Origin of the sequence: Sphingobium sp. AntQ-1, from assembly GCF_028538045.1 — a bacterium.
In the GTDB taxonomy this organism is placed as follows: Bacteria; Pseudomonadota; Alphaproteobacteria; order Sphingomonadales; family Sphingomonadaceae; genus Sphingobium; species Sphingobium cupriresistens.
This window is the reverse complement of the sequence record NZ_CP117158.1, coordinates 339554-361415: the sequence shown is the minus strand read 5'-3', so window position 1 is coordinate 361415 and position 21862 is coordinate 339554. Positions and strand designations below refer to the sequence as shown.

The window sequence follows — 21862 nt, the reverse complement described above, 5'->3', positions numbered from 1 at the left end:
CAATATGCAGCACGCAGCAGAAGGCAGGACGAGCCGGATGACCACCGAACGAAGCGCGCCTGTCGAACCCCGGCCGATTGAAGATGGAAGACGCTGGTCGATCTGGATCGACGTTGAAGGCTTCAGCACGCTCTGGGAGCGTGGGCACAAAGCCGTGTTGGGCCTGAGCGCGCTCATGGAGGGCATCTACAGCCTCGGAACCCGGCTCTACTGCGATGACGGCGACCGCCTCTTCGCCCACCAGTTCGGGGACGGATTCATCATCGTCGCCGACTTCCATGAGCCCCAGCTCGATCGCTGCGCCGCCATCGCCGTTGCGCTCATGCGCCACATCTCTCGTGCCGGATGTCTCGCCCGCGCTGCCATAGCCGAAGGGGAATTCGCCGACATCTCGGGGCTGTGGCCCAAGGTGATCCGGGAGGCCATCGCGCGCGACGGGTCGGACGATTGCGTGTCGCTCGGAAGTGGCCTCATGACGCTGTTGCCCGTCATGGGAACCGCGCTGATCGCCGCCAACAAGCTCGATGCGAGGAATCCCATTAAAGGATCGATCCTCACCGTCGCGACCTTGGACAGCGCACGGATCTCCCCCAGCTTTCCGAGCCGCACCGTCGATGGCCACGCCGCCTTCACGATCCTCGATTGGGTGCATGCGGAGCATTCCCATATCGACCGCATATGGTCCTGCGCCGGCGTTGGCGGATCGCCCGCGGACGCCGAGCGCGCGATCCGCAACTATATCGATACCGAAGCGCCGCCAACGCTATGGATCCGGGGAACGCTCGACTCCACCAACCTCAGCTAACGGTGCCCCATGCCTGACGAACAGACCCGCCGCATCAAGGTCGAACTGCTCATGCCGGGCGACATCATCCTCACCGCGTCCCGCGGCAAGGTGAGCAAGGCCATCCGCCTCGCCACCAAGGGGCAGGTATCTCACGCCATGATCTGCGTCCAGCACGGCTCGATCGTCGACTCAACCGATGACGGCGTGCAGGCGCACAATATCCAGCGCGAGCTTTACGGGCCGGACGATCATGTCACCGTACTCCGCCTTCGCTTGCCCCCGAGCGACCTTCAGCTTGGCATCATCATCGATTTCGCGCGCTCCGAAATCGGCACACGCTACTCCAAGAGCGAAGCGGTGCGATCGGTCCTGAGCGGTCCCAAGCCAAGGACACGGCAACTCTTCTGCTCGCGCCTTGTCGTCCGGGCGTTCGCCGGCGCGGGCATCCACCTCGTGGCCGACGCCGACTATTGCACGCCCGAGCAGATCCGGCGCAGTCCGCTTCTCGCCGAGCTTCCGGTCATGACCGAGGTGGTGTCATCAGCCGAGCTGGCGGCGTGGGCCAAGCGCCCGAACCCGATCGCCGACATGCAGGAGGTCCAGAACCGCATATTGACCGTCGCGCGGCGGCTCGATCCATCGGTCGAGAACTTCAGCGACCTCGACCAGCTTGTGCAAGACCATCCGGAATGGGACGAGGAGATCGCCCGTGTCTATCGGGAGAGCGGCTATCTCGACCTTTGGCGAGCCGACTTCGCGATCAACCCGTGGCATTACGATCTCGACCATATGGAGGAGAGCGCCGGACCTCACCCCGATCAGGGCCTCCTCGAATATTGCATCAGCACCGTTCGGGAATTCCACACCGGTGGCCTGCGCTTCGCCGTCAATCTCCTTCACTACCAGCGTGCTCTGGAGGCGAACCGCCGGAAGACCACTGCGCAACTCGTAATGCTCTACCAACAGCTCGTGGTAAACGACCAGACACGGCGCGACGTTGCTCTCGCCTGGCTGAAGCGGCACCACCCCGAGGAAGCCGCTCGCCATTTGCAGCGCATTCCGCCGCACTCGGATCTGTGGTTCTCGATCGTGGACCGCGTGGAGCCCCGGCTTGGCGCCATCGCGCGCATCTCCATCCAGCGTATGGGGTCACCGGATGTCTGTTCGGCATGCGGCGATCCGGCCGACGACTATCGCCTCGTGAACGCAGCCGAGGCAATGCCCGGGGTGCCGTCGCTCAGGCTTTGCAGCGATTGTGTGCGCATTCGACGCGGCGGTGGCGAAATCCTTGAACCGATCACATGACCGCAGCGAGGTTCGCAATGGCCGACAGTCGTGGCCGGGGTGGGCGGATGCCCGCCCGAGGCGGGCACCGGGCTCTATCTCCGCTACGCTCCGACCAAGCCCCCTTGCGGGGTCTTGTCCGCTTCGCGGTAACGATCCCTTCCGCGGGTGCGCGCGGCATGTGAGGCGCTTCCCTCTCGACCGAAGGGTCCGGCCGCACGACGACCGCAATGCAGGCTTCGCCTAAGGAATCGCGCTAGTCGCGCGATGCGGATCGTGGAGCCAGCCCGACCGCATCGCCCCCTTCGCCGCCCTCGCAGGATCCGTGCGTTGCAGGACGGGTTTCGTCCGCAAGAATTGCGTCGGGACAAAGCTACGCTAGGCGAAAAGGGGCCGGCGATGTTTGTCTGTTTTCAACAGAAGCGCCGGCCCCTTTTCGCCAAGCTTCGCTAGAGCCCCTCCCGTGCTTCTTGCGGACAAGAGCCCCGCCCTGCGCCTTCGGACCTGCGAGGGCGGCTCCGGGTGCGATGACGATCGAGCCGGCCCACGCTCCCTTTCCATTCAAGCGGAACCGACTGCTGCGCGGCCGGTGCGTCTTCGTCATTTGTGGGCCGCTGACGCGGCCGTCTGTGCTCGGGCTCACCAGGCACGATGAAAATCTGTCAATAAATCAATAACATGGAAGTAATGGAGGGGAGGGAGTAGGGTTTGGATGCGGCCGGGAAAGAAAAACGGACCGCACCCAAGAGAAAGGATGAAGTCATGAAGATCGGTAGCTTCAAATTCGACGAGCGCGCCAGCGACATTATCGGCAAGATCGCCACTCGCGAGATGCGCTTTCCCTACCTCATCATGCGCCGTGTCGAGGATCGACAGAGCGACAGCGCCCCCGTCTATGAAATCTACGAGACGAACCGCGCGGGCGACGAAATCCAGATCGGTGTCGTCTGGGAACGCAAGATGCGCTCCAATGACGAGGTGTTCCTGTCCGGCATGGTCGACGATCCGAGTTTCCGCGAGCCGCTCCCCATCGCCTTGTTCGGGGACGAAACGAACGGCTTCGATGTCCAGTGGCGGCGCGAACGCGAGCGCGAGGCGCAGGGCGGCGGCTTCGGCGGGCGCTCCAATGGCGGACAACGACAGGGCGGTTTCGGAGGCCGGTCAGGTGGCGGTTTCTCCGGCGGCAGCACCGCAGGGGCAGGCGGCGAATATACCGGAGGCGGACGCGGCCTTGACGATGAGGTGCCCTTCTAAGCGGCACTAAAGGCGGGCCGGGGGAGCGCTGGAACGCTTCCCCGGTCCTGAACCGTCACCCGACCAAAGGAGTCCATCCCATGAGCAAGCCAACGGCCTTGCGCAGCGTTAGCAACTTTGCCGACCTGCCGGAACTCTATGCCGAACTCACCGCAACCCCCGATTTCGTGGCGTCGTTCGGCGATCCCTTGCCTCTTACCATTATCGACGCGGGCGAGGAACCCGCCGAACACACCATGCCCAACCCGCTCGCGGCGCAGGCGGAATGCGGCGGGATCATCGCCGCCATTTTCGACCTGCTGGACGATACGCGATTGGACCCGCTTGCGCCGGAACTCGCATGGGGCTTCGTCAACAGCTTTCACTTCGTCGCGAACAAGCTGGAAAGCCGGGAGGACAGGCTGGCCGATACGATCCGCGACATGGCCCGCCGTCTGGAACCGGGCGAGGTGTTCAACAAGGAATTGGAAGACACCCAGCTTGAATGCCAGTCGGTCGCCGAACAGCGCGCGGCAATGGAAGCCATGCGCGACTATGCCGCCGCCATGTTTCGCGCCTATGCCGGTCGCCCTTGGTCTCCGGCCAAAGGCTCGCGCGCATCCCATGTCACCACCGCCAGCCAGATTTCCGCGCTCGACTTCCTGCGCGCACGATCCGAGCGGCGGCGCGATCGCTACGACCCGCAAGGCCCCGTCGTCGTCGTTTCCGGCCCGCAGGACTGGCACGACTGGCGCGTCATCTGGAACAGGCTCGACCAGATCAGGGCGCGCATCCCGCACATGGTGCTTGTCACCACCGGGCAGCGCGCCGGTGTGGACGCCGCCGCCGCCGCATGGGCAGCGCAGCGCGGTGCCGTCTGTATCGCGTTCGGCCTCTATGGACGCGGCAAGGGCAAGGGCTTCAAGCGCAACCGCGACATTGCCGAGCTTATGCCGGTCGAGGCGCTGCTGTGCGAAGGTTCCGGCATCCAGTCGAGCCTCTATGACCTGCTCAACCCGGAGAAGGGCCACCGCGTGCCCACGCATGTTTTCATGAGGACCGATCAGGAACCCGATGTGCCGATCAAGCGCAAGCGCCGCGTCATAGCGGCCTGATCGGACGAACACCGAACGAGAGGGACCGGCGCGGCACACCGCAGCCGGTCCCTTGTCGTGCTTGTCGCACGAGCGGGGGAAACCCGAACGGTTTCCCCCGCGTCGCTCCTTTTGCCGGGCGTTCCGCCCGCCAACGTCGCTCCCCTTTCCGCTAAGGCTGCACCGTCGCCTGGCTCGCTCCTCCGGCCTCCGATCCGGGCGGCGGCGTGGCGCCGGACTTCCCCCGCGCGGCGGCACCAGTCTTGACCGGCAAACCCCGTGCGGGCGGATCATCGGACGCAGCGGGAAGCGCCTTCAAGGCTGCCAGCGCGGCACCACCGCCGACCCTGATCGCTTGGCCGAGGACATCGCGAAACTCGCGCTCGCTCAAGCGTTCAACCGCAAGCTCGGTCGCGAGCCTCCCATAATGCGCCCGCAATCCGCGCCGCACCGTCTCGGCTTCTTGCGCGAGGTTGCGCTGGTCGGCCTCGATCTTCGCGAGCCGTTCCCGTTCCGTCATCTTGGGCATGTTTGGACTCCTTCTAGGAAGGAGGTCTGCTCGCCAGTCCCGACTATTCATCAAGGAGCTTTCGCTTGCAACGCCTTCCCGCCAACAGAGCGCAGTCGATCAAGCGCGGCTCCCCTGCCGGGAGGACCCGCGCCGATCGGGATCGACGGGCGCAGCGGGCAAGCGCGCTGCGGGCGAGGGACGCACGCCGGAGGCGGGTGTAATGCACCCCACGCACGGGTGCTGCGGGCGCGAATCGCCAGGAATTCCGCCATTTTCCGAGGGCACAGAGCGGCTGTCGATCGGGCACTGATCGGCTGCCGCCGGCAGCCAGGCCCGGAATGATGCGGGCCTAAGCGATTGATCTCGCTTGGCACTCACTGGCTGCCACCGGCAGTTTCGATAAATTGTTGAGATCACGGCGTAAATCGGCTATAAGGGTGACGCTTCACCACGTTGCTGGCGTGCCGGACAAGGAGTCCGCCGCTTGGCACGCATCACTATTCGCATCGACGATGACCTCTATGCGCGCCTTTCTATCCAGGCGCGCAATGCCGGTCTCGGCGCCGCGACCTATTGTCGCGACATCCTCGAACGCTTCGAAGGCACAGATCCTTCGGGCTACCATGCCCGCTTCGATGAGCTCCATGCGACGGTCATCCAGGCCTTCGCCATCCTCGCCACGTCTGTCGGCGAGCGGTCGCCCGACATCCTCCAGAAGGGACTGGGCGAGGCGCGCCGGCTCCTCCGCGAAAGGGGGCTGCTCGATCCCGAGCAGGACCGGCCATGAGCATCTTCCGCCACGACACGCTGGGCTCCTGGACCCGCGGCGGGCAAGCCATCGTCCACAACGTCCGGATGACCACCCAGGTCTTCTACCAGACCTTCCTTGCAGGACTGGTCATCTGGATCGGTGGGATCATCTGGTACGCGCTTGAGAAATCCTCAGAGTATGAGCGCTTCGTTCTGGTGAAGCTCGGCCAGGCGGCCTTCATGGGGGACACTGTTCCCGGCAACGCGACCCCGATCCTCTTCAAGACTCCGGCGGGCAAGCAGTATTGGACGACGCCGAAGGGCTTGCTCGACTCCGGTGTTGCCCACAAGACGCTCGCTGCCTTCGAGACCTACCTGCTACACGGTGCAGCGCTCTCCGGGCTTTTCGCCCTCGCCATGCTCTTCTGGGCCTGGTTCTATTTCACCCGAACGGGGAGAGGGCTTGGCTCCAACCAGTTCCTGCGCGGCGCGCGCTTTGGAACCGTTCGGCAGGTTCGCCGCGCGCTCTGGCGCTACGCCAGGGGCAGCTTCGAAATCGGCGGCGTCAACGTGCCCGACGCCTTCGAACCGGAGCACATTCTCATCTGCGGCGCTCCGGGCACCGGCAAGACCAACATCATCGTCAAGATGCTCGACGGCATCCGCAAGCGGAAGCGCCGCGCCATCGTCTATGACACTGCCGGAACCTTCGTCGAGAAATTCTACCGGCCCGGTATCGACGTGCTGTTGAACCCGCTCGACGCCCGGGCGGATTGCTGGTCGCCCTGGGTCGATGTTCCTCGCGACTATCACTACGACCAGATCGCCGAGTCCACGATCCCGGACAAGACTGGCGATCCCTTCTGGGCAAAGGCCGCGCGCGGGACTCTGGTCGCCGTCCTGCGGAAGTTGGCGCGCCAGGAACGGACTCTCGTCTCGATCCTGCTCGACACGCTGCTGCGCTCCAAGCTGAAGGACCTCGCTGCTTTCGCCGCCGGCACCGATGCGGCGGCGTTCATCTCGACCGAAGGCGAGCGTACCAGCGCCGGCATCCAGGCCGAGCTCGCCTCCGTCATGCGCAGCTTCTCCTATCTCGACGATACCGCCGACGGCTTCTCGATCCGCGACTGGGTTGCCAACGAAAGGGACGACAGCTGGCTCTTCATCACCGTGAAGGCGGACCAGCTTCCCTCGCTCCGCCCCCTGATCACGGTGTGGCTCGACATCGCGATCAGCGCGATCATGAGTATGACAGCCGATCGCAGCCGCCGCCTCTATTGCGTCATCGACGAGTTGCCGACGCTCCAGCGTCTGCCCTCGCTCGGCGACTTCCTTGCCCGCGCCCGGAAATACGGCGGCTGCGGCATCCTCGGTTTTCAGAGCTACCCTCAGCTCGAGGCGACTTACGGCATCCAGGACGCCGCAGCGATCACCGGCTACTGCTCGACGTGGGTGGCGCTCAGAGCCAACGACACCCCGACCGCAAAGCATGTCAGCGAGAACCTCGGCCAGGTCGAGCAGGTCGAGGCAAACGAAGGCATGTCCTATGGCGTGAACGACATGCGCGACGGTGTGAACCTCTCGCGCATGCAGGTGACGCGGCCCCTGGTCATGCACACCGAGGTCACCAACCTGCCCAATCTGGTGGGCTATCTGCGCTTCGGACGCAGCCTGCCGGTGGTCCGGTTCGAGGACAGCTACCATAAGGTCGCTTCTGTCGCCGATGCGTTCGAGGAGCGCGGAGCACCGCCCATTCGGCTGGCGGTCGCGGTCCCACCGGCGCCGCCTATTTCGGTTACGCCGCCGCCTCCGGCTAAGCCGAGGGCGGGCACCCAGAAGCGACGCCGGCCCGATCCAAAGGCGCACGAGGCCGAGCTGCCACTTCCTCCGCCACCAGAAGAGACAGGAACATCGGATGGCGCCCCAAGTGCTGGTCCGATGTCGCCGTCCCATCCGAACGGGGACAACGAACCGGCACCCACTTCACCCCCGCTTGAGCTGTTCGGCAAGCCCGCGGGATTTCGCCTCAGCCAGCACGGCCGCCATGACGGCGCCCGCAACACAGCGAGGCCGGCATGATCAATCCCATCCGCCTGAAGGGGAAACCCGCGAACATCGCCCGCTACTATACCGTCGGCGACTATTACACCAAAGGTGCCGACGAGCACTCCGAATGGGGTGGCAAGATCGCCGCCGAACTCGGCCTTGAAGGGAAGGTCGATCCCGGCGTTTTCAAGGAGCTTCTTGCCGGCAAGGTTGGTGATCAACAGCTTGGCCGTCGCCGCAAGGATGGCAACATCCAGCATCATCCGGGCTGGGATTTCGCGGTCAACGCTCCGAAATCGGTCTCGATCATGGCGCTCGTGGCAGGCGATGATCGTATCGTACAGGCGCATGAGCGGGCGGTCGGGGTCGCGCTCTCCTACCTCGAAGAGCATGCCACAATGCGGCATCGCGTCGATAGAGAGGTTGTCGAGAAGACGACCGGGCGCCTGATCTACGCTCGTTTCACGGAACATGCGTCGCGCGAGCTCGATCCTCATCTTCACACCCATGTCGTCGTCATGAACATCACCGATGAACGTGATGGCGCAAAGAAGGTCAGCCTCGAGACGCGCGCCATGTTCGCCGAGCAGATGGCAGCGGGACAGGTCTATCGGAACGAACTGGCGCACCTTCTCAAGGAGCTTGGTTATGAGGTCGAGTTCGATCCCCGGCGCGGCCTCTTCGAAATCAAGGGCGTTCCCAGGGATCTGATCACCGAGATGTCCCAGCGCGCCGAGCAGATCGAAGCTCATGCGAAGGAACATGGTCTGACCGGGCAGGCGGCGCGGCAGCAGGCCTTCTACGTTACCCGCGGTCCAAAGCAGAAGGTGTCGCTCGAAGACCTGCACCTGCGATGGGATGGTCGACTTGGCCAACATGCCGAGGCGGTGAATGAGACTCGCGCGAGCGCCGACCGAGCCGGCCAGCGGAAGATCGAAGTCGAGCTCGCGACCGCTGCACGCGCAATGCTCTTCGGCCTTCGCCAGTCTGAAGGCAAGGAAGCGGTCAACAATCTCGGGCGACTGTTGCAGACCGCATTGGCCTCGCATGTCGGGGAGGTTCGCCTCTCGGACATCCGACCCGTCGTCGAGGAACATCAGGCGCGGGCCAAGCTCCTGGAAACCCGGCATCGCACTGGTGACGAAATCCACACGCGCGGCCGAACCACACGGAAGACGGCCCGCCTGGAAATGGCATTGTCGGACCATCTGGCGCTCGCCCTAAACGACGCGCGGCCACTCGCATCCGTCGAGGCGCTCCGCGACGCCGGGATTGCCCACAATCTCTTGTCAGAGCAGAGAACGGCGCTTCTCCATATCGGCACGACCGACCATCGGGTTGTTGCCGTGCACGGTGTGGCCGGCTCCGGAAAGTCGACCATCATCGGCGCATTACGCGAAGCCGTAGGGGAGAGTGCCACCCTGATAGCATTGGCTCCCACCTCATCGGCTGCCGGTGAATTGGGTCAAAAAGCCAATATCGAATCGCGCACGGTGGCGAGTCTGCTCGCCACCGGCGGGGCGAGGCTCGACGACAGCCATGTCCTCTTGATCGACGAAGCCGGGCAGCTCGGTAACCGCCAGGCGATCCGTCTACTCGAGATCAGCCGGACCACCGGCGCGCGTATCATCCTGCTCGGTGACACCCGTCAGACAGGAGCAATCGAGCAGGGCAAACCCTTCTGGCTGATGATGCGATTGGGTATGCCCAGGGCGGAGCTGAAGGATCCAATCCGCCAGCAAGACGACAAGATCATGCAGGCCGTCCGGCTGGCCCGTCTCCAGAATTATGACGGTTCGATCGGGGCCCTGGACAAGGTCATTAGCGGCGAAACCAGCGAGAAGCTTGCGGAGTCTCTGGTCGCTGATTGGACGCGCCTGACGCCCGAGGGACGGGCGAAGACCAACATCCTGGTGCTGGAGAATGCCACCCGCCTGATCGTCAACACCAAGGTCCGCGAAGCTCTAAAAACCGAGGACGCCATCGCGGCCGAAGAGACTCGGCTTTCAATCCTGTCACCCTCCGGCATGTCCGACCAGGAGAAGCATTTCGCGCGCTTCTATTCCCGAGGACAGGTCGTGGTGTTCTCCCGCGACAATGTTGGGCTCGGGATCGCCCGGGATGCCGAATACAAGGTGATTGGGGTCGGGCGGGATGCTCGCGGACGCCAGACAGTCAATCTGGTCGATGAGCATGGCCGAAGCATCCATTGGGACCCCCGGCTAGGGCGGGCCTCCCAGATCAATGTGTTCAGGGAAGAAGCGCGCGTTCTTGCCGCCGGCGATCGGATCCAGTGGCGTCTGGTCAACAAGCATCTGGATCTCAAAAATGCCGAGCGCGGCACCGTCGAGCGACTCGACGGTACCCTCGCGACAATCCGCTGGGATCGAGACGGCAGGAACCAGGAGATCGATCTGTCTCAGCACAAGAACTGGGACCATGGTTACGGCGAAACCGTTTATTCCGCGCAGTCCAAGACCTACGATCGGGTCTACGTCCTTGCGCCGGTGAATTCGCCGCTCGTCACTGGCCAGAACTATTACACCGCCATCACCCGCGCGAGGTTCGGCGCGAAGCTTTGGACAGAGGACCGGAAGCGGCTGGTCGAAAAGCTGAAACAGCGCTCGGGCGAGAAGACCTCTTCGCTCCAGGGTCTGGGACGGATCGAACGGGACAGCGTCAGGGGCCGGACGGCCCGCCACGGGGAACGCTGGGATCGGCTCCGAGCCGAGCAGCGTACCGATCGCGAGGCCCGCGAGGCCCGCGAGGATCGGTCCGCGGCGCAACGAGAACCCTCGGAAATCTCTCGTCCGAGGGGGATAGCCGAACGCATCGCCAGCCGTGCTCAGTCCGCAGCGACCATTCTGGATCGATGGATTGTCTCGCTGCTCGACCGAAGTCCCGCCCAAGCAGAGGATCACGAAGACGGGCGGTCCGCTACGACCGCGCCGCGACCGGCTCCTGAATCTGCCCACGCGCCCTCCCAGGATCACGACGCCGGCCATGATCGCTAACGCCAGACATACCCGCCGGCTTCTGACGCTGCTCATCCTGATTGTTGCTCCAGCGGGCGCGAATGCGCGGCCTGTGGCGGCGGCTATTCACGAGGCTCGCATAGGTGACTGCATTCGGCAGGCATCAGGCGGCCGTGCTTGGCTTGAAAAAACCTTATGGGGTCTGCGCGACCAAGAGGCAGGCTGGATCGGTGCCGAAATCGCCAACACCAACGGCACGCATGACCTCGGTCCACTTCAGGTCAACAGCTTCTGGGTGCCGAAGCTCGCTAATGCTGTGGGTCGCCCGCCCGCCGACGTGCGCGCTTGGCTGATTCGCGATCCATGCTTCAACGTGCAGGCGGCGAGATGGATATTCCTCAAAGGCCTGTCCGTAACACGCGACTATTGGAAAGCGGTCGGCGTCTATCATAGTCCAACGGCTTGGCGACAGCGAAGGTATGCCGCCGCCGTATCGCGCCATCTGGCGAATCGCTTCGGTAGCCGCGTCTTTGGCTCTGATCGCTCGTCGGTGAAGCAATGAGGCGGACCAGGCTCGATTCCACCACCTATGGAGAGGCGAAACCTGTCTCCGATGAGGTAGACGAGACGGCGCGCGTGCCTTTCGTGGATGAACCGTCCGGCAGAGAGGACCGTTGGACGGTCAGGAGAGGCGCGCTGTCGCGGCAGTTAGTTCTCGATGCTCAGGCGCTCTTCGAGCAGAGAATGCAACGGCAAGTCTCCGAAAACGGGGCCAGAAACATGCTAGGCAATCTCGCCGATTATGTCTGGATGCTCGTCGAGTGGGAGGTGTCCGCCGTTGATCCGACCGCAGCGATCCGGGAAAAGAACCCTCGGGGCAAACCCCGTGGACGGTCTCGGAAATCCGATTATGAAAAGCGAAGACAGTCACGTCGATCGCCACCCACATAATTATGTCCTTCGCCGTTTAGTGGAGGGAAGGGGGGGGATGGGACGGCGTTTGTTAGGATTCAGGACAGAGAAAATGGCACGCCCACGTAAACCCAAAGCGCAGCAAACTGGTCGGGGACGCCCCGCCGGAACCGAGAAGGCTGTCCTCTATGCTCGCGTATCTACCGCTGAGCAGGAAAAGGAAGGCTTCTCGATCGACGCCCAGGTGGCTCTAGTGCGTGAATACGCCGAGCGCATGGGTCTCCTCATCGTCGAGCAGTACGTAGACGTTGAAACCGCCAAAAAAACGGGTCGAACTCAGTTTGAGGCGATGCTCAAGTATCTTCGCGGGCATCCAGGCGTCCGACATCTGCTGGTGGAAAAGACGGACAGGCTCTATCGCAACATCAAAGACTGGGTAACGCTTGATGGGTTCGACATCGAGCTCCATCTGGTCAAGGAAGGAACGGTCCTCTCTCGCGATTCGCGCTCTTCGGAAAAGTTCATGCATGGGATCAAGGTTCTCATGGCCAAGAACTATGTGGACAATCTGTCCGAAGAGGCCCGCAAGGGCATGCTGGAGAAGGCGAAGCAGGGCATCTGGCCCTCTCAGGCGCCTTTGGGGTATCTCAACGTCGTCGGGCCTCTTGGGAAGAAAATTATCGTTCCTGACCCCGACCTCGCACCCATCGTAACCCGCGTCTTCGAATGGTTCGAGACTGGCGATTATGCTCTGAAGGACGTTACACAAAAAGCGAGAGCTGCCGGCCTCCGCTATCGTCGCAGCCAACGGCCGGTTGGAATCAGCACAATCCACTACATGCTTCGGAACCGGCTCTACGCAGGGGCTTTCGAGTGGGCAGGACGCCTTTTTCAGGGAACCCATGAGCCGATCGTAACCCGTGAGACATGGGAGAACGTCCAGGAGGTTCTGGACGGTCGCAGCGCGAGCAATGTTCGTGCCGAGCCATTACGATTTGCGTTCACGGGCCTTATCACGTGCGGACACTGTGGGTGTGCGGTCGTGGCTCAGATGCAGCGTGGCCGCTACATTTATTACCACTGTTCCGGATTCAAGCAGAAATGCCCTGAGAAGTACGTCCGAGAGGAAGCCTTAGCAAAGGCATTTTCGGAGCAACTCGCCCGTTTGCACATGGATGACGAGGTCTTCTCGCTCATCGAGCGGGCTATTCGCGAATCTCATACAGATAAGAGCCGGGAGCGGGTTGAGGCGATTGCCCGACTGCGGGCAGACGCCGATCGGCTACAGCACCGCCTGGACACTCTTTATGTCGATAATCTTGACGGTCGGATATCGAGCGACATGCATGATCGAATGGCAGCGACGTGGCGCGAAGAGCGGGCGGTCTGTCTACGGCGACTAGATGCCCTCCACAATGCGGAAGACGCTTTCGTCGACGATGGTATCGCGCTGCTGAATCTTGCTCGGAAGGCTCACTCAACCTTCAACCTACAGTCACAAAACGGCAAAAACATCGCTTTGAATCTGTTGGTTTTGAACAGCACGTGGGCAAACGGCCAGCTGACGGTCACCTTCCGCGAACCATTTGATATGCTTGAGAAAATTGTGTCTGGAGCCCCGCCCGCCGAGCCCCCGACCGGGTCGGGTGGCTCTGGAGTTTCAAGTTGGCTCCCCGAGTAGGATTCGAACCTACGGCCATTCGATTAACAGTCGAATGCTCTACCGCTGAGCTATCGGGGAACGACCGGATTTCGCCGGGCAGGCCGCGCCTATGCATCGGCGAAATGGAAATGGCAAGAGCATCGCGCGGCTGACAACCGAAAAATCAGGTCAATTCATGTCAGAGATTTACGACAGGGCAGGTAGCCTGCGGGTTGGCGCAACGACGCTATCTTTTGAAAAAAAATGCCCGTCCTGTCGGCCGGCAAATGTGGCTCCCCGAGTAGGATTCGAACCTACGGCCATTCGATTAACAGTCGAATGCTCTACCGCTGAGCTATCGGGGAGCAACCCGCTTTCGCTGGGCAGGCCGCGCCTATAGCAGCGGCTTTCCCGCCATGGCAAGCGCCAAATGATGGAAATTTATGCGATGAATTGCTCAGCCGCGATGCGGTCGTCCAGCGTATGTTCGGGGTCGAACAACAATGTCAGCGGGGTCGCGCGGTCGATGCCGATCTCCACCTGCGCGATGTCGCGCACTTCGCGTTGGTCGGCCACGGCGCTGACCGGGCGTTTGACGGGATCGAGCACGATGAAACGAATGACCGTGTTTTCGGGCAGGATGGCCCCGCGCCACCGTCGGGGACGGAACGGACTGATAGGGGTCAGGGCTACGAGCGCGGACCCCAGCGGCAGGATGGGACCGTGGGCGGATAGATTATAGGCGGTGGAGCCGGCCGGGGTCGCTACCAGCACGCCATCGCACACCAGTTCGGGCAACACGGTGCGGCCGTTCACCTGCACCTCCAGCTTGGCGGTCTGGCGGGTTTCGCGCAGCAGGGAGACTTCGTTGATGGCGGGGATGGAGAAACGCTCGCCATCGATCGTATCCACGGTCATGCGCAGCGGATTGACCTTGAAGCTCTTGGCCTTCTCCAGCCGCTGGTCGAGCCGTTCCAGTCGCCATTCGTTCATCAGGAAACCGACAGTGCCCAGGTTCATGCCAAAGATCGGTACGATTCGCCGCCCTTCCAGCATCGAATGGAGCGTCTGGAGCATGAAGCCGTCGCCGCCCAACGCGATGATCATGTCGGCCTGCTCGACGGCCACGAAGTCATAGGCGGCGCGCAGCCGCTCCTCCGCGGCCCGCGCGGCCTGGGTGGGGGACGCGACCAGGGCGCGCCGCGGCTCGCTGCTCATCCGCCGGTAACGCTCATATGCCGCCGCGTGGCGGCGCCTTCGCCTGCGCCGATGCGGAAATCGTGGGCGGCCGGCTTCAACCGCAACGCCCGGTCGATCAGCGGCTCAACGGCGGGCAGGCCGCCTTCGCGCAGGGCCTCCTTGAAGTCGACATGGTCTTCATGGCCCAGGCACATGAAGATTTTGCCCTCGCACGTCATGCGGATACGGTTGCAGTCGGCGCAGAAATTCTGGGTGAGCGGGGTGATGACGCCCAGTTTGATGCTCATCCCCTCGACCGCATGATAGCGGGCAGGGCCGCCAGTCCGGTGGGAGAGGGGCGTGAGCGCATGTTCGGCGCGAATGCGTTCGGCGACCAGTGTCAGGGGCAGATAATGGTCGGTGCGATCCTCGCCGGTATCGCCGAGCGGCATGGTTTCGATCAGGGTCAGGTCGAAACCCTGCTCGCCGCACCAGCGCAGCATCGGCAGAATTTCATCGTCATTGACGCCCTTGAGCGCGACCATGTTGATCTTGACCGCAAGCCCCGCGGCACGCGCGGCGTCCAGCCCGACCAAGACCTGATCAATCTTCCCGCCGCGGGTGACATGGGCGAAGCGTTCGGGATCGCGGCTGTCCAGGCTGACATTGATCCGCCGCACGCCCGCATCCGCCAGCATCTCCGCATGATCTACCAGCCGCGTGCCGTTGGTGGTAAGGGTCAACTCATCCAGGCCCGTGCCGATACGCCGTCCGATCCGGCGCACCAGATCGCCGATATCGCGCCGGACCAATGGCTCGCCACCCGTCAGGCGAATCTTGCGGATGCCGCGCGCGATGAAGAGATCGGCCAGCAGCGCGATCTCCTCCAGCGTCAATACCTGATTCTTGGGCAGGAACTGCATCTTTTCCGCCATGCAATAGCGGCAGCGCAAGTCGCAGCGATCGGTCACAGAAATGCGCAGATAGCTGATCCGGCGGCCTAGGCCGTCGGTCATTAGGGGGCGTGAGGGATCGGCCATGGCCATGCCGACTAGCTAGGCGATGGACATGGCCTGCGCAAGCGAAGTTGCGGGGGGCGCAAGAGGTCGGTAACGGCTTGATGCTAAGGCCTGACAACAAGGTGGAGCGATGCGCTGCGCCGGGGGACAGATATAAGTGAGCGGGGATCATACCGCAGACAGCCATCGCAGCCTTTTCATCCTGTCGCCGGGCGATCGCGACGGGCTGTGCCACGCCGCGCAACGGATCGGCTGGCGCGCGATCGGCGCGCGGCGGGCCAAGGACGCGCCACAGCGTTATTTGCATAGCGAGGCGCAGGTCGCGCTGGTCGACCTGCGATCGGGCGGGCAGGCGCAGCGATTGCTGTCGCCGCTGGTGCCGCCGATGGAGGCGGGCGGCGGCGCATTGCTGGTGCTGGTCGATCCGCAGGACCAGGGGCAATTGCCCGCGTTGATGGCTGCGGGGGCGACTCATTATCTGGTGGGGCCGGTGACGGATGCGGCGCTCAACGCCGCTCTGGCGTCGGCGCACCGGCTGGTTGAGCGTGTGGGCGGCGGCGTGGCCCACAACCAGCGCGCCCAGCGGATCAGGCGGGGCGACGCGCTTTATTGGGAATTGGCGCGGGCCGGATCGCTGCTGCGGCTCAGCGACAGTCTGGCGCGGCATCTGGACCTGGCCGATTCGCATATCGCCCCGTCGGCCTTGCTGCGGCGATTGCCACGGTCGGAACGGCGAGCGGTGCTGGTCGCACTGAAGGCGATGATCCGCGCCGGTCGTCCCGCTGCGCTGGCGCATGGTGTGCCTGGCCGCCCCGGCCAGCGGCTGGTGCATCATTTGCGGCTGTCGGACGGAGGCTTGGCTGCCGATGTCGAATGGCTGTCGGACGGGCATGACAGGGAAAGCGAGACGCGCGACCATCTGACCGGGCTGCGATCGCGGCAGGCGGCGCTCGATTGGCTGGACCGGCGGGCGGGCCTCGCCACCACCATATTGCTGCTCTCCATCAGTCAATTCGACCGCATGAACGCCGCCTATGGCCAGGTGGTCGGCGACGCGCTGCTGGGGCGGATCGCCCGACGGATCGAGCGGATGGTGGACGATGTCGCGCCCGGCGCAATGGTCGCGCGCATCGCGGGCACCGAATTTCTGATCGGGCTGACCGGTGAGGCGGCCGGCAGCGACCGGGCGACCTTCCTGGCGCGGCAGTTGATTGGCGCGGTCGGACGGCCATTTAGCGCGGGCGATCATCTGATCCGCCTTACCGCCCGGTGCGGGATCGCGCAGGCGCGCGCCGAGGATGACGTGACCCAGTTGCTGCGCCGCGCGGGCACGGCGCTGGCCGATGCGCGGCAGGCGGGCGGCGAGGGCATTCGCATTCTGTCGGCGGAAAAGCACAGCCGTCAGGTGGACGCCGACCGGCTGGAGACGGACCTGCGCCTGGCGCTGGACCGGGGCGAGATCGGCATCGTATTCCAACCGCAATATCCGGTCGATAGCGACAAGATCAGCGGCGTGGAGGCGCTGGCGCGGTGGAACCATCCCCATTATGGGCCGCTGGGGGCGGGCATATTGTTCGCTACCGCCGAACGATCCGACTATATGTTGCCGCTGTCGGCGCATATCCAGGCGGAGGCGCTGCGGCAGGCGGCGGCTTGGCCGCGGGCCTTGTCCGACCTGCGCCTGTCCATCAACGTGACGGCTGCGGACATCGCCCAGCCCGGCTTCATGCCCGGCCTGCTGGGGCTGGTCGATCGCAGCGGCTTTCCACGGTCCCGGCTGACGGTGGAGATCACCGAGAGCGGGTTGATCGAGGATGTGGACGCCGCCGCCGCGCTGTTGACCGCGCTGCGGACCGAAGGGTTGGCGGTCGCGATCGACGATTTCGGCACGGGCTATTCCAGTCTTGCCTATCTCAAGAGCCTGCCGCTCGATTTCCTGAAGATCGACAGCGGGCTGGCGCAGGATATCGCCGGGACGGCGCGGGACCGGATCATCGTGCGCGGGGTCATCCACATGGCCAAATCGCTGGGGTTGAAGGTCATCGCCGAAGGGGTGGAGACGGAGGAGCAACTGGATCTGCTCGCCCGTGAAGGGTGCGACTATTATCAGGGCTTCCTGCGGTCGGCGGGGGTGTCGTCCGCCGACCTCATCAATCTGGTGCTGAAGGGTTAGAAGCGTAACAGCGGCCAGAGGGTAATCAGGATGCCCGCCAGACTGGCCAGGAAGATGATGGTGCGGACCACCGGGACGCCCGCCGCATATAGCGGCAGATAAACGACCCGTGCGCCCAGCCAGATCCAGCCGCCCATGGCGGTCCATTCGCTGGTTTTGCCCGCCACCACCACGCCGATCAGCGCGACGATGGCGATGGGCAGGGTTTCCTTGAAATTGGCCTCAGCGCGGACGAGACGTCCGGCGAGGGGATGGAGCGGCGGCAGTTTTTCGTCGCGCGCGCCCATATTCCATTTGGGACCATATTGCTTCGTCTTCACATGCGCCGCGGCGAAGATGTGGACCAGCAGCAGGACCATGGACCAGGCGAGGATCGTGATTTCGACGGGCATGATGATATTGTCCCCTTTTGTCAGATCATTTTAGCGCATCTGGATCAGGTAGGACAGAGCGCGCTTGGGTCACAGCGATGCGCCACGGCGAAGTTCACACCGTCGTCGCAAAAATTACAGGCCGGATTTGGCGCTTTTGCGTGGGCCAAGTGCGCCTTAGGTTACAGCGACGTATCTTTGACGCGCCACCAGGGTCACAGCGACGCGCCAGTTGCGCGCCATCCGGGTCACCGGTGACGGTTGCGGATGATCTTCCGTGAGGCTGTTCCATCCGGCGGATAGACCAGAAAAGCGCGACGTAGGAAAGCGGGATGGGATTTTCCCCTCCCGCTTCTACCCCGCCGCCTTGGCCAATCCCTTCGACAATTGCAGCGCGCCGTTCAGGCGGGCCTGCGGGTCGGGCCAGGCGCGGTTGACCACGACCTTGCTGTCGGGACGCAGGCGGGCGACGCCGTCGAGGCGCTGGACATAGGCGACCAGCCCGGCGGGGTTCGGGAAGCGGTCCTCAAAGAAGCTGACCAGCGCGCCCTTTGCGCCCATGTCGATCTTCGAGATGTTCGCGGTCATGCAATTCTGCTTGATTTCGATGATCTTGAGCAGGTTTTGCGTGGGCAGCGGCAGCTTGCCGAAACGGTCGATCAGTTCGGCCGCGAAGGATTCAAGGCCCTGGCGATCCTCGATCTCGTTGATGCGGCGATAGAGGCCCATGCGGAGGTCAAGGTCAGGCACATAATCGTCGGGGATGAGGATGGGCGCGTCGACGCTGATCTGGGGGGAGAAGCTGTCGCTGCGCTTTTCGATACCGACCCCGCCCGCCTTGGCGTCCATGATCGCGTCTTCCAGCATCGACTGGTAGAGTTCGAAGCCGACTTCCTTGATATGGCCCGACTGTTCGTCACCGACCAGATTGCCCGCACCGCGAATGTCGAGATCGTGGGAGGCGAGCTGGAAACCGGCGCCCAGCGTGTCGAGGTCCGACAAGACCTTCAATCGCTTTTCCGCCGTTTCGGTGATGATGCGGTTGGCGGGGGTCGTCATATAGGCATAGGCGCGTGTCTTGGAGCGACCCACGCGGCCGCGTAGCTGGTAGAGCTGGGCCAGGCCGAAACGGTCGGCGCGGTGGATAATGAGCGTGTTGGCGCTGGGGATATCGAGGCCGGATTCCACGATCGTCGTGGAAAGCAGCACGTCGTAGCGCTTGTCGTAGAAGGCGGACATGCGCTCTTCCACTTCGGTGGCGCTCATCTGGCCATGGGCGACGATGGCCTTGATCTCCGGCACGTCGTTGCGGAGATACTCCTCGATCTCGGTCAGGTCGGCGATGCGCGGCACGACGAAGAAGCTTTGGCCGCCGCGATAATGTTCGCGCAGCAGCGCTTCGCGGATGACGACGCCGTCCCAGGGCATGATGTAGGTGCGGACCGCCAGGCGATCTACCGGCGGGGTCTGGATGACGGACAGTTCGCGCAGGCCCGACATGGCCATTTGCAGCGTGCGCGGGATCGGCGTGGCGGTCAGGGTCAGGACATGGACGTCGGTCTTGAGCGACTTCAGCCGTTCTTTGTGGGTGACGCCGAACCGCTGTTCCTCATCCACGATGACGAGGCCGAGGCGCTTGAATTCCAGCCCCTTGGCCAGCAGCGCATGGGTGCCCACGACGATGTCGACCGTGCCGTCGGCCAGGCCCGCCTTGGTCGCCTTCGCCTCCTTGTCCGGCACGAGGCGGGAGAGGCGGCCGATATTGACGGGGAAGCCGCGAAAACGCTCCTCGAACTGCATATGATGCTGGCGCGCAAGGAGCGTGGTGGGGCAGATGACCACGACCTGCATCCCCGCCATCGCGGCGACGAAGGCGGCGCGGAGCGCGACCTCGGTCTTGCCGAAGCCGACGTCGCCGCAGACGAGGCGATCCATCGGCTTGCCCGACCCCAGATCCTCCACCACGTCGCTGATGGCGCGATCCTGATCTTCGGTTTCCTGATAGGGGAAGCGATCGACGAAGGCGGGGTATCCCGCCTGATCCGGTTCCGCCACGGTGGCGGCGCGCAGGGCGCGTTCGGCCGCGGTCTTGAGCAATTCACCCGCGATTTCGCGGATGCGCTCCTTCATCTTGGCCTTGCGCCGCTGCCACGCTTCGCCGCCCAGTCTGTCGAGGCTGACGCCTTCGTTTTCGGAGCCGTAGCGGGAGAGGACTTCGAGATTTTCGACGGGGACGTAGAGTTTGTCGCCGCCTGCATAGGTCAGCGCCACGCAGTCATGCGCCGCCTTGCTGACCGGAATCTGGGTCAGCCCTTCATAGCGGCCGATGCCGTGGTCCATGTGGACGACGAGATCGCCGGGCGAGAGGGTGGCCAGTTCTTGAAGGAAGGCGTCGGCGCTCTTCTTGCGCTTGGCGCGGCGGACGAGGCGGTCGCCGAGCATATCCTGTTCGGTGAGGACGGCGACGTCGGGCGCGGTGAAGCCGTGGTCAAGCGGCAGGACGGTGAGCGTGACGCTGCCACTGGCGGCGGTGCCCAGCGCCTCCTGCCAGCCGTCGGCGGCGGCGAGGCGGGTGACGTCATGGTCGGCGAGCAGGCCCGAAAGACGCTCGCGCGCGCCGACCGAGTAGCTGGCGATGATGACCTTTTTCCTGGTCTTGCGCAGGGCGGCGATATGTTTGCCGACGGCTTCGTAGATGTTCGTGTTCTGCGCGCGTTCGGGGGCGAAATCACGCGGGCCGTCGACGGCGAAATCGAGTACGGTCGCGCTTTCCGGTTCACGGAAGGGCGTGGTGCCGTGCATCGGCTTGGTCGCGACGGCCGCGTCCCATTCGGCGGCGCTCAGGTAAAGCAATTCAGGTTTGAGCGGGCGGTAGGAACCGGGATCGGCGGACTTCGCCTGGACGCGGTTGGCATGATAGTCGCGGATCGCCTCGAACCGGTTTTCCGCTGCGCCGGCCACGCCTGGGTCGCGGATCAGAACGGCGTCCTCGCCCAGATGATCGGCGAGCGGGACGAGCTTTTCCTCGAACAGCGGCAGCCAATGTTCCATGCCCGCGAGCCGGCGGCCGTCGCTGACCGCCTGATAGAGCGGGTCGCCGGTCGCAGTCGCGCCGAAGGTTTCGCGATAGCGGCTCCGGAAACGCTTGATCGTGTCTTCGTCCAGCAGCGCTTCGGAGGCGGGGAGAAGGGTGAAGCCGTCGACATTTTCGATCGTGCGCTGGTCTGCGGGATCGAAACGGCGGACGGTTTCGATCTCGTCGCCGAAGAAATCGAGGCGCAGCGGCATGTCCTCGCCACCGGGGAAGAGATCGACGATGCCGCCGCGAATGGCGAATTCGCCCCGGTCGTGGACCGTGTCGGTGCGGACATAGCCGTTCGCTTGGAGCATCTGCGCCAGCGTCTGGATAGCAATCCGTTCCTTGGGCGCAAGTTTGGCGACCAACTGCCGAACGCGGAACGGGGTGAGCGTGCGCTGGGTCATGGCGGCCAGCGTGGTGAGGACCAGTTGCGGGCCTTTGGGCCTGGCTTGCAGGGCATGGAGACCGGCGAGGCGGGCGGAGGCGGCGCGCAGCGAGGGGCTGGCGCGGTCGTAGGGCAGGCAGTCCCAGGCGGGAATTTCGATGATCTCGATCTCTGGCGCGAAATAATGCGCCGTGTCCGCGACCGCGCGCATCAACTGCTCGTCGGAGGCGATGAAGACCGCGCGATTGCCCGCAGCCCCCGCGGCGCGGGCGATGTCGGCGAGCAGCCAGGGCTGGAACCCCGCGGGAACGCCCGACAGGGTGAGGGGCGCCGTGGCCTTCAGGATGGTCTGGAGATCGGTCATATCTGGCTGTCCGGTCCTCTCCTCGATTGCTCCCCTCCCGCTTGCGGGAGGGGTCGGG

The 21862-nt window shown here is 63.9% G+C and carries 15 protein-coding genes and 2 tRNA genes; 10 read left to right on the top strand and 7 right to left on the bottom strand.

Annotation, left to right across the window (positions count from 1 at the left end):
* The first annotated feature begins 4 nt into the window (after positions 1-4).
* The 4 genes from sphantq_RS01780 to sphantq_RS01765 all read left to right on the top strand — a co-directional run bounded on the left by sphantq_RS01780 (position 5) and on the right by sphantq_RS01765 (position 4419).
* Entirely contained in the window at positions 5-805 is an 801-nt protein-coding gene (locus sphantq_RS01780) for a hypothetical protein (protein WP_272799426.1), read from the top strand.
* 9 nt (positions 806-814) lie between these two features.
* Positions 815-2092: a YiiX/YebB-like N1pC/P60 family cysteine hydrolase gene (locus sphantq_RS01775; protein ID WP_272799425.1), complete on the top strand. Its 1278-nt coding sequence runs from the start codon at positions 815-817 to the stop codon at positions 2090-2092.
* 741 nt (positions 2093-2833) lie between these two features.
* Positions 2834-3325, top strand: a complete 492-nt coding sequence (locus sphantq_RS01770; protein WP_043149995.1) for a DUF736 domain-containing protein — start codon at positions 2834-2836, stop codon at positions 3323-3325.
* A gap of 80 nt (positions 3326-3405) precedes the next feature.
* Positions 3406-4419 carry a DUF2493 domain-containing protein gene (locus tag sphantq_RS01765; protein ID WP_048577629.1) on the top strand — a complete coding sequence of 338 codons (1014 nt, stop codon included), beginning with the start codon at positions 3406-3408 and terminating at the stop codon, positions 4417-4419.
* Between the two features lie 151 nt (positions 4420-4570).
* On the opposite strand, the gene sphantq_RS01760 is transcribed toward sphantq_RS01765, so the two are convergent.
* Positions 4571-4927, bottom strand: a complete 357-nt coding sequence (locus sphantq_RS01760) for a hypothetical protein (RefSeq protein WP_272799424.1) — start codon at positions 4925-4927, stop codon at positions 4571-4573.
* A 466-nt stretch (positions 4928-5393) separates the two neighbouring features.
* On the opposite strand from sphantq_RS01760, the gene sphantq_RS01755 reads away from it, so the two are divergent.
* The 5 genes from sphantq_RS01755 to sphantq_RS01735 all read left to right on the top strand — a co-directional run bounded on the left by sphantq_RS01755 (position 5394) and on the right by sphantq_RS01735 (position 13273).
* Entirely contained in the window at positions 5394-5696 is a 303-nt protein-coding gene (locus sphantq_RS01755; RefSeq protein WP_272799423.1) for a hypothetical protein, read from the top strand.
* Complete coding sequence (locus tag sphantq_RS01750) at positions 5693-7738, top strand: type IV secretion system DNA-binding domain-containing protein (RefSeq protein ID WP_272799421.1); 2046 nt, start codon at positions 5693-5695, stop codon at positions 7736-7738. Before sphantq_RS01755 ends, sphantq_RS01750 begins: the two co-directional genes overlap by 4 nt.
* The gene (gene mobF / locus sphantq_RS01745) at positions 7735-10719 is read left to right on the top strand and encodes a MobF family relaxase (RefSeq protein ID WP_272799420.1); all 2985 of its coding nucleotides are present in this window, start codon (positions 7735-7737) and stop codon (positions 10717-10719) included. Before sphantq_RS01750 ends, mobF begins: the two co-directional genes overlap by 4 nt.
* Entirely contained in the window at positions 10709-11242 is a 534-nt protein-coding gene (locus tag sphantq_RS01740) for a lytic transglycosylase domain-containing protein (RefSeq protein WP_048577633.1), read from the top strand. The genes mobF and sphantq_RS01740 overlap by 11 nt, the downstream gene beginning before the upstream one ends.
* 462 nt (positions 11243-11704) lie before the next feature.
* Entirely contained in the window at positions 11705-13273 is a 1569-nt protein-coding gene (locus sphantq_RS01735) for a recombinase family protein (RefSeq protein ID WP_082166248.1), read from the top strand.
* On the opposite strand, the gene sphantq_RS01730 is transcribed toward sphantq_RS01735, so the two are convergent.
* The 4 genes from sphantq_RS01730 to moaA all read right to left on the bottom strand — a co-directional run bounded on the left by sphantq_RS01730 (position 13259) and on the right by moaA (position 15459).
* A tRNA-Asn gene (locus tag sphantq_RS01730) sits at positions 13259-13333 on the bottom strand. The genes sphantq_RS01735 and sphantq_RS01730 overlap by 15 nt on opposite strands.
* A gap of 191 nt (positions 13334-13524) precedes the next feature.
* Positions 13525-13599: transfer RNA gene (locus tag sphantq_RS01725), tRNA-Asn, on the bottom strand.
* Positions 13600-13675: 76 nt separating this feature from the next.
* Positions 13676-14452: an NAD kinase gene (locus tag sphantq_RS01720; protein WP_129927790.1), complete on the bottom strand. Its 777-nt coding sequence runs from the start codon at positions 14450-14452 to the stop codon at positions 13676-13678.
* On the bottom strand, positions 14449-15459 hold the full coding sequence (moaA, locus tag sphantq_RS01715; protein ID WP_272799419.1) for a GTP 3',8-cyclase MoaA: 1011 nt from the start codon (positions 15457-15459) through the stop codon (positions 14449-14451). The genes sphantq_RS01720 and moaA overlap by 4 nt, the downstream gene beginning before the upstream one ends.
* A gap of 130 nt (positions 15460-15589) precedes the next feature.
* On the opposite strand from moaA, the gene sphantq_RS01710 reads away from it, so the two are divergent.
* Positions 15590-17605 carry a putative bifunctional diguanylate cyclase/phosphodiesterase gene (locus sphantq_RS01710; protein ID WP_272799418.1) on the top strand — a complete coding sequence of 672 codons (2016 nt, stop codon included), beginning with the start codon at positions 15590-15592 and terminating at the stop codon, positions 17603-17605.
* Here the strand turns inward: sphantq_RS01710 and sphantq_RS01705 are convergent.
* Positions 17602-17997 carry an MAPEG family protein gene (locus sphantq_RS01705; RefSeq protein ID WP_129927643.1) on the bottom strand — a complete coding sequence of 132 codons (396 nt, stop codon included), beginning with the start codon at positions 17995-17997 and terminating at the stop codon, positions 17602-17604. The two genes, sphantq_RS01710 and sphantq_RS01705, sit on opposite strands and share 4 nt — an antisense overlap.
* Positions 17998-18330: 333 nt before the next feature.
* Positions 18331-21804 carry a transcription-repair coupling factor gene (gene mfd / locus sphantq_RS01700; protein ID WP_272799417.1) on the bottom strand — a complete coding sequence of 1158 codons (3474 nt, stop codon included), beginning with the start codon at positions 21802-21804 and terminating at the stop codon, positions 18331-18333.
* Between the last annotated feature and the right edge of the window lie 58 nt (positions 21805-21862).

Excerpts from the sequence above, each read along its gene's own strand:
- sphantq_RS01780 (WP_272799426.1), top strand. The coding sequence starts at position 5 with ATGCAGCACGCAGCAGAAGGCAGGACGAGCCGGATGACCACCGAACGA.
- sphantq_RS01775 (WP_272799425.1), top strand. The coding sequence starts at position 815 with ATGCCTGACGAACAGACCCGCCGCATCAAGGTCGAACTGCTCATGCCG.
- sphantq_RS01770 (WP_043149995.1), top strand. The coding sequence starts at position 2,834 with ATGAAGATCGGTAGCTTCAAATTCGACGAGCGCGCCAGCGACATTATC.
- sphantq_RS01765 (WP_048577629.1), top strand. The coding sequence starts at position 3,406 with ATGAGCAAGCCAACGGCCTTGCGCAGCGTTAGCAACTTTGCCGACCTG.
- sphantq_RS01760 (WP_272799424.1), bottom strand. The coding sequence starts at position 4,927 with ATGCCCAAGATGACGGAACGGGAACGGCTCGCGAAGATCGAGGCCGAC.
- sphantq_RS01750 (WP_272799421.1), top strand. The coding sequence starts at position 5,693 with ATGAGCATCTTCCGCCACGACACGCTGGGCTCCTGGACCCGCGGCGGG.
- mobF (WP_272799420.1), top strand. The coding sequence starts at position 7,735 with ATGATCAATCCCATCCGCCTGAAGGGGAAACCCGCGAACATCGCCCGC.
- sphantq_RS01740 (WP_048577633.1), top strand. The coding sequence starts at position 10,709 with ATGATCGCTAACGCCAGACATACCCGCCGGCTTCTGACGCTGCTCATC.
- sphantq_RS01735 (WP_082166248.1), top strand. The coding sequence starts at position 11,705 with ATGGCACGCCCACGTAAACCCAAAGCGCAGCAAACTGGTCGGGGACGC.
- sphantq_RS01720 (WP_129927790.1), bottom strand. The coding sequence starts at position 14,452 with ATGAGCAGCGAGCCGCGGCGCGCCCTGGTCGCGTCCCCCACCCAGGCC.
- moaA (WP_272799419.1), bottom strand. The coding sequence starts at position 15,459 with ATGGCCATGGCCGATCCCTCACGCCCCCTAATGACCGACGGCCTAGGC.
- sphantq_RS01705 (WP_129927643.1), bottom strand. The coding sequence starts at position 17,997 with ATGCCCGTCGAAATCACGATCCTCGCCTGGTCCATGGTCCTGCTGCTG.
- mfd (WP_272799417.1), bottom strand. The coding sequence starts at position 21,804 with ATGACCGATCTCCAGACCATCCTGAAGGCCACGGCGCCCCTCACCCTG.